The sequence below is a fragment of the Blautia sp. HCP3S3_G3 genome (assembly GCF_052063365.1).
GTDB lineage: Bacteria > Bacillota > Clostridia > Lachnospirales > Lachnospiraceae > Blautia_A.
This window is the reverse complement of sequence record NZ_JBQHXR010000037.1, coordinates 1-13,480: the sequence shown is the minus strand read 5'-3', so window position 1 is coordinate 13,480 and position 13,480 is coordinate 1. Positions and strand designations below refer to the sequence as shown.

The window sequence follows — 13,480 nt, the reverse complement described above, 5'->3', positions numbered from 1 at the left end:
ATTTTTTACTAACCGTGCAAAGTCAGTAATCTTATTTTACTCTGAGGTATTTTTTTCTCAACCTTCTTTCTCGGAATTCCTTATATTTGAATTATACAAGAAGCTCCTTTCTACATTATTCCGGCAGATATCATACAGATGCTGATAGAGCGGCCTGAATTCAGGATACTGTGAGATCAGCTGGGCGATATGCTCCGGCTGATCCAGGGACAGAAAAGCAAGCCATGCCTCCAGCTGGTTTTGTATACCATTATTGTAGAAACTTTTCCGGAAAATATCAAGAGGAATCATATAGAATTGAAATGGGATTGGAAAAGACAGCCCGGAATCGAAAATAGTCCTGCCATGATGAAGATAATCTTCATCCCCCGAACTCCGGTACAGTAATCCAGAAACCGTTCCTGCTCGTCCGGGAGCCAGGAAGAAAACGTCTCCTGCAGAAACGGCTTCTCATGTATCTCACTTAAAACAGCCTCGCGGCTTCTTATGTTAGGAAAAAATTCACGTAAATCTGTCCGCATAATACCTCCAATTAAAAATTCACTTCTATATAAAAAGAAACATCTCCAGAGATAAACAGGATAAAAAACAGAAACCCGGATAAAAAAACAGGAAACAGGATAAAAAACAGGAAACAGAAACACATCCGTAGAAATCAGCCAAAGAAAACCAGCCAAAGAAAACAGGAACACTTCCGGAGAATCCCGGACAAAGAAATAAGAAACATGCATATCAGAAAAATATATGCAATAGAAATCCTCAAATTTCAGATATCGGATGTAATTACGATAACACGCATATCGAGAAATCGCAAGAAAAACCATTTGACAAAAAATGACACACTTCTCCCGGGAATATTCATCAATCTTTCCTTTATGTATCTGGTCTGACCCATGATAAATAACCTAATGTTTCACCGGTCTCCTTTTCCGGCAGGACCGTTGCCCCAAAAAGCAATTTCCAAACACGCTCTGACGCCGCCCGCATTACGCAGATAGAAAAAATTTCAAATTTTTTTGAAAAAATTACAAAAATCCGGTTTGTGTAATGCTTTTTGTAATGCCCCCTTTAGTATAATGAATACATCAAAAACAACAGAGAAGAAAAAGAAGTTACAAAAATCGGATGAGAGGTGAATATGGCAGTGCAGAAAAAATCGGAGGCCATCAGTGGCAAACATGGCACATTCGTAGTCAAGATTTGCTACTGTGAAAATAATACATGGCAGGGTTATGTAGTATGGGCAGAAAAGAATAAAAAAGAATACTTCCGAAGCGCACTGGAGTTGATGAGACTGATCGACGACGCACTGTCAATGCCAACCCAGACAAATATAGAGAACAAGGAAGAAATCGCAAAAAAGGCATAACGGCATCAGATAGATGAATAGAGAAAGGAAGGATGAAGAGTCAATGGAATGGCGAAAAAAATTATCGACAATGACAGGGGTTTTTCTGGCACTGCTGACTCTGGGGCTGATCTGGACCGGACAGATGGAAGTCATGGCGGCACAGATCGAAACCGGAACCCTGATCGTCCAGCTGGATGAAATGGGAACACCGAGAGACAGTGTCGGATTTACCGCATACTATGTAGGAGGTCTGAACGACAACAGTGAGTGGAAACTCATCGACGGACTCCAGAGCACAGGAGTAGATCTGGACGGACTGGTTTACGCAGACGAATGGGATGCAGCAGCACTGAAGCTGGCACATGCTGCAGACTTCAGCAGGCTCACCGCTTCCACAGGACAGACCAATGCAGAAGGAACCATGACACTGGCAAACCTTCCGGCAGGAATGTATCTGGTAGTCCAGGACAGCGGGGCAGATACCTATGGAACCGTATCCCCGTTCCTTGCAGGGATCCCGTATCTGGAAAACGGTGAGTGGAAAACAGAACTGACCGCCCACCCGAAAGCAGAGCTTCCCACAGAAACAGATGACGGCAGGATCGAAGTCACCAAGAGGACCGGTTACCTTGATCCCGAACTTCTGGAGGTGATCGACCTGATCCCGGAGGACGCCGTTTACTATGTAGGAATCTTCCAGGACAAACAGGGAACAGTTCCATACGGAACCGATTACTTAAGAGAGATCGAACTGAAAGGAACCAGCGCCGGAACAGCAGTATTTGAAAACCTTCCGGCAGGAACCTATTACATATTTGAAACAGACAGTGACGGCAATGCATACACCGTGAATGAAATCCAGAGCCAGGATGAATATAAGTGGGTATGCCAGGTGGAGGACGGAAGCAGTCAGGAAGTAACACTGGACGGCAAGGCGGGTTCACCGGCAGGGACAGTCGGACTGTACAACTTATATTATGAACTTCCGAAAGCTTATTCCTATAACGGAAATATCACCATTACCAAGACGGTGACAGACGGTACAAACCAGATCACATCAGGTGAAACTTTCTACGCCGGGATCTTCCGGGATCAGGCAGGAACAGATCTGTATGAGGTCACAGAACTGAAACAGAACGGATCCGTGACAATTGAAGTTCCTCTCGGCGGAGAAAACGGTGACGAAGAAATTACCTATTATATATACGAAACAGACGCAGACGGCAAACGCGTGGACAAACAGAGCTTCGGCTACAATGTCAGCGGTGAGGGAAGAGTGGATCTGCACAGCGGAAACCTGAAAGGGGAGATCGTGATCACCAATACGAAGAAAGCTCCTACCCCGACTCCGACGATCATGCCGACAGCGGCACCGACTCCGACAGCAGCACCGGGATACAGCGGCGGCAATACTACCCCGAATGTTCAGGACAGCGGTTCTTCCGCATCTCCGGTCAGAACAGGAGATGACACACCGATCGCACTTTATGCTGTGATCATTGCGGCAGCTCTTGCGATTATTGCGGGATGTATCATCTATCTGAAGGGAAGAAAGAAACATGAGTAAGGACAGCCGACAGAACCTGAAGAAACTGAGCCGCGCGGAACTTCTGGAAATGCTGATCGCCGAAGAAAAACGGATCGACCAGCTGGAAAAAGAACTTGAGGAAGCCCGTGAGGCACTGAAAGACCGGGCTATTAAGATCGAAAACGCCGGTTCCATTGCCGAAGCCGCACTGAAACTCAGCGGAATATTTGAAGCCGCACAGGCGGCAGTGGACCAGTATGTGGAGAATATCGAGCAGATCACACGACAGCGTGCAGAAGCCGGAAGGGAAGAAGATTGACAATGAAGAAAAGACGGACACGTCCCATCCCTCCACTTGAGGATCTGGAAGCAGAACTTGAGCGGGTCAAATATAAAAAACGATATGGAAGCGTGCTGCGCAGCACGGTCTACACACTGATGATCGTAGCTGCAGCGGCGATCCTCCTGGCGATGCTGGTTTTCCCGGTGCTGAGGATCCATGGCTCCTCCATGACACCCAGCCTGGTGGACGGCAACATCGTGGTCTGCCTGAAGAACTCCAGATATGAAGTGGGAGATGCCATTGCCTTCTACTATAATAATAAGATCCTGGTGAAACGAGTGATCGCCAGATCCGGAGAATGGGTGGACATTGATAAAGATGGATATGTATACATCAATGGAGAAAAAATTGATGAGCCATATGTGAAGGAACATGCATTTGGTGAATGTAACATTACCCTTCCTTATCAGGTTCCGGAAGGCAGAGTGTTTGTAATGGGAGATCATCGAAGTGTTTCGGTAGACAGCCGAAGTACCAGCGTTGGTTGTGTCTCTGATGAACAGATTGTAGGAAAATTGCTATGCCGGGTATGGCCTCTGGCAGATCTAGGGTTGATTAAATGATTGAGTTTTAAGAAAAGGGGGTATTCCAATGGGAAGATCATTCCTGAAGCAGACCGCAGAGATCCTGCGGACGAAGCAAAGAAGGAAACATCTGAAAAGAGCCATGGTTTCCCTGTCTGTGATTGTGGCAATGCTTACCAGTTACCTGCTGATACTGCCGGCGGTAACGATGGAGCGCGACCCGATCTGCGGCCAGGAGGAGCATACACATACGGATGAATGCTATGAGCATCGTCTGATCTGCGGAAAGACCGAGCAGGACGGTCAGGCGGAGACGACACAGCGGGTGCTGAGCTGTGCGTTTACGACACATGTACATAGTGAGAGCTGCTATAATGCGGACGGTCAGCTGATATGCGGATATGCGGATTATGCGATCCATACACATGATGAGAATTGTTATGATGCGGATGGAAATCTGGTTTGTACGCTTCCGGAAGTGAAACAGCATGGACATGATGGAAGCTGTTATGAGACGAAGACGGTACTTGCCTGCGGGCAGGATGAATCCAGTGTACAGACGATTGAGGAGAGCAATGATCCGTTCAGTGATGGAACAGATGTCTTTGGATCCGGAGATAATAATGTTTATGTAGGGGATTCCGAGGGCGGACATACACATACGGAAGAATGTTATGAGACGAAGTACACGCTGACCTGCGGTAAGGATGAGATCATTCCTCATACACATACGGCAGAGTGTTATGACGAGAATGGAAATCTGGTTTGTGGAAGACTGGAGATTCAGGAGCATCAGCATGATGAGAACTGCTTCATGACGGTGACTACCGAGGCGGTGGAAGGTCATACACATACGGATGAGTGTTATGAAGATGTGCTGATCTGTGATAAGGCAGAGCATGTACATACGGAGGAGTGTTATCCGCAGGAAGAGGCTGAGGATGAAGTAGCTGAGGGTGATGCTGAGGCTGCGGATGAGGCAGTTGCAGAAGAGACGGGCGAAGAGGTGGCTGGAGAAGAAGCAACGGCTGAAGAGGATGCTCAGGAAGATGTTGATACTGTAGAAGATGCAGAAGTTTCGGAAGAAGAGGCTGATATTGCAGAAGAAACAGAAGCTGCGGAAGAAGAGGAAGATTCTGACCTGGTAGCTATGGAGCCGGCAGTGGAGTATATCTGCGGAAAAGAAGAACATACCCACGGTGAGGGATGCTGGGATGAAGAAGGTAATCTGATCTGCGGTATGGAAGAGCATGTGCATGATGAGACCTGCTTACCGGAAGCGGATGATGAAGAAGCAGAAGAAGAGCCGGTAGTTGCAAAGATTCTTACAGCCGAAGGCAGTGATTATACAGTTGAAGTAACCTATACGGATGAAGCGCAGATTCCGGATAATGCAGTACTTAGTGTTCGGGAGATCGAACAGGGTACGGAAGAATATGAAAGCTATTACCAGCAGGCTGTTGAGGCTGTGCAGGGAGGCGATACTTCATCACTTGCATTTGCACGATTCTTTGATATTTCGTTTGTTGTGGATGGAACAGAGATTGAGCCGGCGGCAGCTGTGGCTGTGAAGATTAGCTATAAGGATGCGGTGGAAGTTCCGGAAGGCAGCGAAGTGAAGTCGGTGCACTTTGGGGAAGAGACTGAGGTGCTGGATGTTCAGACGAATGGGGCTGATGGAACGGTTGAGGAAGTGGCGTTTGATGCGAATGGGTTCTCGGTGTATGGGATTGTGGGGACGGAGACGAGTATCGATGGTGTGCTTACCGCAGAGGGGGCCGACTATAGGATTACCGTTACCTATACAGATGAAGCCGAAATCCCGAACGGCTCGACACTAGAAGTAAGGGAAATTAAAGAGGGGACATCTGAGTATAATCAGTACGAGGAGCAGACGAGTAAGATTGTTTATGCTGAAGGTGATGAGACAGCAGTTGATCATGATCCTGAAAAGCATTCGGTTAGTTTTGCAAGATTCTTTGACATTAGCATCATTGATAAGGATGGAAATGAGATTGAGCCAAAGGCCACAGTAGAGACAAAGATAGAAGCAGGTGGAATCAATCAAATAGAGGGTGATGTAAACATCATACATTTCAAAGATCATGAAGACGAACCCGAGATGATACCGGCAAAAAGAGATGAAGACGGGTCTGTTGTTTATAAGCAGGATAGTTTTTCAGTAGTTGGTTTTTATGATGCGCCGCAAGTCATGGCGAAAACAGCAAATATTGTTCTTGCAGCAGCGGAAGGTGAAGAGGATGGGCCAGCCCATTCTAAGACACTCACAGATAATGGAGATGGTACTTATGATCTGACTCTTAGCGTTACAGGAAGATCAAGTTCTTCTACTACTTCCAGTAAAGCCGATATCGTCATTGTCTTTGATAAGTCTGGATCGATGAATGACCATATCCAAAGCGATACTGGAAGTATGGGTTATAGTAGCTCTAGTGATACATATTTTAGTCTCTATAAGCAAGAAGGGTATTGGTGGAACCCAAAGTATACAAAGATATCAGACAGTGATAATTATACAGGAACTGTTTACTATTCGAACAACAGAGGATCTTATTCTGAATATAGAGGGCAGAGATATACCACGGAAACCTGTTTACCTATAGCTAAATCAGCTGTGACTTCTCTTGCAGAACAACTCCTTAGCAACAATGGTAACAATACAGATGTTAATACTGCTAACGTTACATTATCATTAATTACCTTTTCGAATAATTCTTCAAAGGATATTGGAAGAACAGCAAACCTTTCAACATTTGCTGATAAGGTAAATGGTATTACAGCAACAGGAGGTACAAACTGGGAAGCAGCATTACAGGAAGCCTATGCGATTTCTGGCAGAGAAGGAGCAACAAAATATGTAATATTCGTTTCTGATGGTAATCCAACATTTAGAAACACTTATATTGGGGATAACGGACAGTATGATGATTATTATTTAAAAACATACGGCGTATATGGTAATGGCAGTACTGATCCAAATGGATATAACTATAAAGCTGCTAGTAAAGTAGTGGCTAACATAGGGTCTAACTTCTATGGCGTAGGTGTATTTGGAAATGTCACCAACATGCAGAAGCTGGTTGCTGCATCTGGTGCCGATTCCACACATTACCAGAGTGCTTCTGACCAGAACTCGCTTAATGCTGCATTTGCAAATATCATCAAGAGCATTACAAATTCGTCAACTTTTAAGAGTATCACCATGACGGATAATATTACTGATCTTACAGCGACATCGCTTGTGACTGGTAGTACATCTGGTTTTAGATATGAACGTAATGGGGTTACTTGGGAAGATGCCCCGGAGGCAAGTTTTTCTGAAGTATCTGATGGGACAGGGAAACAAGTTACTTGGAATCTTGGTAATACGGTCGTTGAAAATGGTGTGACATATTCTGTGACTTTTACAGTATGGCCTAGTCAAGAAGCCTATGATCTGCTTGCTTCTTTAAATAACGGGACTACTTATGATTCTCTTTCGGATAACCAAAAAGCTCAGATTATTAAGAACAGTGATGGTACTTATTCTCTGTGGACTAACACTGAAAGCGGAAATACCATCAGTTATACAAAGGTGGATTCTGTTACAGATGAAAATGGAAATACAACAGAGACAGAAACGTCCGGCACAAGTACATTTACGAATCCTGACCCTATTGCCCTTCATGCTGTTAAGTTGAAGATAACTAAGAAATGGGAGGATAGTGCATATTATAGCAACCGTCCAGACAGCATAACAATGCAAGTCAAGCAAGATGACGAGAACTATAAGACAGTTACTTTGACCGGAGAAGCAACAGCATCTGAGTGGACAGCTGAAATATATGTAGCTCCTGGTATTTATGTTGAGCCCGGTACACGTGGCACGGCATCAGCTGGAGATGACGCAGGTATTCTTGAAACTGGTCACACTTATACAGTTGAGGAGATTGGATATACAAAGAATGGAACTTCCTACGAAACCAGTGATTATCATTACGAATTGTCCTTCTCTCCAGTAAGACCAATGATGAATGGCTTAACAACGGATGATAAGACTGATTTGATAAATCAGCTTCCTAATTATGAAGTTACCACGAATTATGAGGCAACATTGACAGCAACAAATAGCCTTCGCGGCGGAATTCAAATAACCAAGAAGGTTTATACAAATGATAGCACCAATGAAAATCCAACAGATATCAGCGATAACGATGGCGTAAAGGATACTGAATTCACATTCACACTTGATACATTGACATTACCTACAGGGAAGAGCCTTGACAGTTCAAAAGAAAACTATATTGGTTCTGACTATGTGAATGCTAACGGCAAGTACGTTGTTTGGGCTGAAAGAATTGGCACAAATGGAGAAAAATTGGGTGTTTCTTTTACAATCGGAGCTGGTGATACATTCACACTTAAGCCGAATGAAACATTGAGGCTTACCAATATTCCGATTGGAACTGCTTATAGCATTTCGGAGAATACAACGAGTCTCGTTGGGTATGAGTATTGGCAGACTAAAGCAAGCCAAAATGGTAGTGATTTGTTAGTTGTTACAAGTGCTTCAGGAACCACAACGGGAAATGTGAATTATCAATATGAATTTGATAATAAGCAGAACCTGACATCTATTGTTATTAAGAAGACAACGGGTGACTTTAAGACAGGAATCGCAAGTACTACATTCAGACTTTATAAAGTTTCAAGTTCTGTTCCAAGCGGTGAGATATATCAGATTGATGGCAAAGATGATTTTGTGGTATCCGATGCTAATGCGGGATATACGATAACTGACCTTCCTGTTGGAACATACAGACTTCAGGAAAGAGTTGCTCCGGATGGATACATTATTGAAATAGCAGATACTTACTTCACTGTTTCGATTGGATCTGATGGCAAGGGAGTAATTACACTTTCTGACACAAATAAGAATTCATTGGCACAAATAGATAGTACTAGTAGTGATACATTACTAATTGGAAACAAAGCCGGCAAAGCTCTTCCGAACACCGGTGGCCCCGGTACAATTATGTTCACATTATGCGGATTACTTCTCATCATGGGAGCCGCTTTAATGTATGGTTTCGTATCGAGGCGCAGAAGAGAAAGGAGGTTAAGATAAATGCCTCTGTACTCGACGAAAATACTGAGCGCCGAGAAACGAAACCAATAGAAAATTTACTTAAGATCCAAAAGCTTTAAGTGTTGTCATCACCAGTAAATAAGATTTATTTGGTGATGACACATAAAAGCAGGTAACCTGGTCACTGGGTTAAGTGGCAGCCAGCTGTGGCTCACAGGATATGTGATAACAGCTAAATAATCGATGAAGTTAGGTCTCTTCTACATAATTAAGAGAGTGTTGTCAATTCAATAGTTGATAAAAAGAATAACTTCAATCGGAAAAATCTAGCTTAAAAAGCAAAGAAAGGAAAGTAAAATTATGAAAAAAATTAAAAAGATCTTCGCACTGCTGATTGCTATGGTAATGGTACTTGGTATGAGCACAAGTGTATTCGCAGCCAGCACCTTCACAATAACATTGAATGGTGCGATTAAAGGTGCCAAATATGAGGCATATAAGGTGTTTGATGTAACGTATGATGCTGCTGATAACAACAAAGTAAACTATTCCATTATCTCAGTACATGATGTGTCAACAATTGAAGGGTTTTCTTCAGTATTTAAGATTGTTGGTGATGGAACAAAATATGTCGAGAGAGCTAATTCGGATGTAACTGATGAGCAGATTATTAACTGGCTTAAAAACCATGAAACTCAGGTTAAAGCCAAATGTGAAAAAGCGGTTGAAGTTACTAATAATGCCGGTTCTGATGCTATAACACTTGATGTTGGATCAGCAGGCTACTACTTTATTGCCTCTACACTCGGCGATAAGTCTGCAGTAACTATTGATACTGCTCATCCTACAGCAACTGTCAACAGTAAGATTACAGATGGTCCTTCTGTAGATGATAATGCAAAGAAAATAGTTATTGACGGTAAGGAAGTAGATGTCGCGGATCTTGAACCAGGAACAGTCGTAGACTTTAAAGTAGAGTTTAATGCTACAAACTATGTGGTTAATAACGGAGAGCAGACCGTCATCCTGAATTATGTTGTAGAGGATGCTCCAAATGGTTTTGCAATTCAGGAGGATACAGTAAGTGTTTCACTTGATGGAAATCAGACTGCGCCTACAATTACCAAGAGTGTTGGAACTGATGGAAAACTGACTGTCACCATTCCGTGGGGAACAAAAACGGGCGAGGGTGATGGCGCTGTTATTACACCTGCCACATATAATAACCCGACAAAAGTAACTGTTACTTACAAGGCAACTCTGACTGCAGTTACCAAAGCTACAAACAAAGCTACAGTTAGCTACAATGATGACAAAAAAGTAGGCGATGATGAGACTGAAGTATATAACCACATTGTTGATGTTGATAAAGTAGACGCTGATAATACATCAACTAAACTTCCAGGTGCTCAGTTTGCAATTAAAAATAGTGAAGGTAAGTACTATAAAGTTACAGAGACTACTACAGGAGAGGATGACAGTGCTAAAACAACATATGTTGTGACTTGGGTAGAGGCACTTGCAGATGCTACGACATATTGGACTAGCGCAGAAAAAACCAATGCAGGTACAACATATCAGCAGGTTGAGTTTAAAGGCCTTGAAGCTGGAACATACAAGCTGGTTGAGGTTACAGCTCCTAAAGGATATAACTTAGCAGCAGAAAAAGAATTTACGCTAAATGCTCCTACTGAAAAGCTTTCTGATACGTCTATTTTGACGGTTTCTTACAGTGTTGAAGATAAAAAGGGTACTACCCTTCCTTCCACTGGTGGCATCGGTACCACAATCTTCTACATCATCGGTGCAATCCTTGTGATCGGTGCTGGCGTTGTTCTTGTAACCCGCCGTCGCATGAACGCGAACTAAGTAGAAGCGACCAAAGTTTATAAGCTCAGGGGCACGAAACTCTTGATAAACAAAGTGTAAAAATTTCATAAAGAGAAGAGAAGGAGCTGGTTTCGAAAGAAGCCAGCTCTTTTTGTTGTTAGGGCAAGGCCCTTTATAAGCTCAGTTAATAAGCTCAGGGGCCAATTATTGATTTATAATTAAAACTGACCAGGGTTTTACGAGGAAAGCTGACCCACCTTAGCGGCGGGCTCGCGAGTAAGTAAGCCCAGTCCTGATCACTGTACCTTGAAAATTTAACATTTAAAATTGACCCACCCAATCAGACAATGTACAATCCTCCCTGTGCAATCGAGTCACAGAGAGGAGGCGAAAGAAGGTGTACGGATTGCAAGATTGGGCAGCTGTCCAACGGGTCTATAAGCAGACCCAATCAAAACGTAAAACAGCAAATATTCTGGGAATCTCCCGGAACACAGTAAAGAAGCTGCTGAAACTGAAGGAGGAGCCGAAATACAGACGGACAATATACAAATCCTGTCTGGATGAGTATAAAGAACTCATCATTGAGTGGAGATGTGAACCGTATGGGTTTAACGGTACACGTATCTTCAGGGAGTTACAGAAAAAAGGCTATTCCGGCAGTATTGGCCCTGTTTACCGGTTCCTGCAGAAGGTGGATGAAGATGTGGGGCTCATCAGTTCCAAAGCTACCGTCCGGATTGAGACGCCACCTGGAGACCAGGCGCAGTTCGACTGGTCAGAATACTCCATGGTAATCGGTGGCCGTGAACGGAAAGTGTATTGTTTCGCAATGATCCTTGCGGCATCCAGAAAAAAGGCGGTCTGTTTTTCCCTGAAAGTAGATGCCCCTGCGATTTATGAGGCCATACAGGAGCTGTTCGATGACCTGGGCGGTGTGACATTGGAATTATTGATCGATAATCCAAAAGCACTGGTCATTGAAAACAATCCGAAGAGTGAGGACGAGATCCAATATAATCCACAGGCTCTGATGATGGCGAAGCATCTGGGGACTGAACTGAATGCTTGTCCCTGTTACTGGCCCCGTAAAAAAGGCAAAATAGAATCCCCATTCAATTACATCGAGGAGCAGTTTGTCAAAGGGAACACATTTGCTACAATGGAAGAATTGAACCGGCGTGGTAAGGCGTTTGTAAACGAATGGTGCGATGAAGTTCATGGAACAACAAAGCGGATCCCGAACCAGCACTATCTGCTTGATGAAAAAGCTACGCTTCTTCCACTTCCCCAAACACACTACCGGACCAAACGGCTCCAGAAGCGTATCATTAGTCCCGACAGCTACATCAATGTTGGCGGCAGTAAGTACAGTGTGCCAGTGAAATATGTGGATAAAACACTGCAGTTTCGGGTGGTCTACGGATTTCGGATCGAGGTCTATGACATGAAGGAAAATCTGATACTGACAGTGGAGGCTTCAGAAGAGAAGCATGCTGTGCGGACGGACCCTTCGCACTATGACGCAATCGCAACTCCGGTCAGCACTTCTATTCCACAGATCCGGAGGGACTTTGCCAGACGTTTCTCAAACGGACAACGTTATCTTGACGCTGCTGGCAGGAAATTTGACCAGCCTACGCATTACGCGAGAAAGATCATGCTCCTGGGGGAACTGTATGATGATGCCACGCTTGACCGTTTTATCGGTTACTGTATCTCTTTGGATAAGATGGATATCACATCATTTAAAGGGCTCCTGAAAGAATACAATTCAGGGAATCTAACGCTGCCGGAAGCGTCTTCGGAAGACGTGGGTGCTGCCTGTAGTAAGGATTATCGGGATGATGACCCCGCCCTGACGCGCGACTGCAGTTATTATGAGACCAATGCGATGTTATCGGAGGTGCCCAGATGAAACAGAAGGAATATCAGACGAATGCGGAATACATCGAATCCATGATGAAACAGTTTAAGCTGGTAGATATGCGCGAGCAATACCGGAATCTGATCCTGGAAGCAGAATCTTCTGCCATGGATTATGAATCTTTTCTTGTCAGGCTTCTTTCAGTGGAGGAAGAAGGAAAACGTGACCGCCGAACGGAAAAGCTTCGCAGGGAAGCATGCTTTGAGGCCGAAAAACGGCTTGAGGACATTGACTACGGATTTAATCAGTCGCTGGACAAGGCTAAGATCACGGAACTTGGAAGGCTGGATTTCATAGATGCCGGCGAGAATGTCATTATTATCGGACCACCCGGTGTTGGGAAAAGCATGATCGCCACAGGGATCGGCATGAATGCCATCCGCGCGGGATATCGAGTGCTTTTTGCCAATGCCAAGGATCTGGTTGACCGGCTCTATGAAACGATGCAGGAAGGGAGACTACGGGAAACATTGGAAGAACTGAATAGGATCCCGCTGCTGATCATTGATGAACTTTCGTATTTAAAAATGGACAGAGAAAGAGAGAGCCTTTTCTTCCAGGTGATCCGCCATCGGTATGAAAAGAGCTCCCTTATAATTACGACCAACCTGCCCATGGGCAGATGGGACGAGCTGTTTACTGGCAAACTTGCAGCCACAGCGATCCTGGACCGCCTGGTGCATCACTGCCATATTCTTAGTATAACGGGTGACAGCTACCGTGTCAAAGGGTCAAAACAGAGTGTGAAATGAAAGGAATAAGTGAAATGAAGATAAATGTATATACCGTTCAGTGAGTGCACACTGCACGGACATTTTGAGCAGGACTTCCGCTAGTTCAGTGCATCCTTTCCGCCCTGTTGAACATCCCGGAAATATACTCCTATAA

General features: G+C 44.3%; 8 protein-coding genes. All 8 read left to right on the top strand.

All coding sequences use genetic code 11. The features are described 5' to 3' along the window. Positions 1–1,138: 1,138 nt before the first annotated feature. The 8 genes from ACTNEW_RS15595 (at position 1,139) to istB (ending at position 13,344) form a co-directional block, all read left to right on the top strand. Complete coding sequence (locus ACTNEW_RS15595; RefSeq protein ID WP_441062625.1) at positions 1,139–1,369, top strand: hypothetical protein; 231 nt, start codon at positions 1,139–1,141, stop codon at positions 1,367–1,369. Between the two features lie 43 nt (positions 1,370–1,412). Then, on the top strand, positions 1,413–2,918 hold the full coding sequence (locus ACTNEW_RS15590) for a hypothetical protein (protein WP_441062623.1): 1,506 nt from the start codon (positions 1,413–1,415) through the stop codon (positions 2,916–2,918). After that, positions 2,911–3,198 (top strand): DNA repair protein, encoded by a 288-nt coding sequence (locus ACTNEW_RS15585; protein ID WP_441062621.1) that lies wholly within the window; start codon positions 2,911–2,913, stop codon positions 3,196–3,198. The genes ACTNEW_RS15590 and ACTNEW_RS15585 overlap by 8 nt, the downstream gene beginning before the upstream one ends. A gap of 2 nt (positions 3,199–3,200) precedes the next feature. Continuing rightward, positions 3,201–3,785: a signal peptidase I gene (gene lepB, locus ACTNEW_RS15580; protein WP_441062619.1), complete on the top strand. Its 585-nt coding sequence runs from the start codon at positions 3,201–3,203 to the stop codon at positions 3,783–3,785. A gap of 28 nt (positions 3,786–3,813) precedes the next feature. Beyond that, positions 3,814–8,874, top strand: coding sequence for a DUF7604 domain-containing protein (locus ACTNEW_RS15575; RefSeq protein ID WP_441062617.1), 5,061 nt, complete (start codon positions 3,814–3,816; stop codon positions 8,872–8,874). Between the two features lie 321 nt (positions 8,875–9,195). Then, the gene (locus ACTNEW_RS15570) at positions 9,196–10,704 is read left to right on the top strand and encodes a SpaA isopeptide-forming pilin-related protein (RefSeq protein ID WP_441062616.1); all 1,509 of its coding nucleotides are present in this window, start codon (positions 9,196–9,198) and stop codon (positions 10,702–10,704) included. 358 nt (positions 10,705–11,062) lie between these two features. Continuing rightward, a complete protein-coding gene (gene istA / locus ACTNEW_RS15565; RefSeq protein ID WP_441062614.1) occupies positions 11,063–12,583 on the top strand; it encodes an IS21 family transposase in 1,521 nt (506 codons plus the stop codon). Next, positions 12,580–13,344, top strand: a complete 765-nt coding sequence (istB, locus tag ACTNEW_RS15560) for an IS21-like element helper ATPase IstB (protein ID WP_441062612.1) — start codon at positions 12,580–12,582, stop codon at positions 13,342–13,344. Before istA ends, istB begins: the two co-directional genes overlap by 4 nt. Positions 13,345–13,480 lie beyond the last annotated feature (136 nt).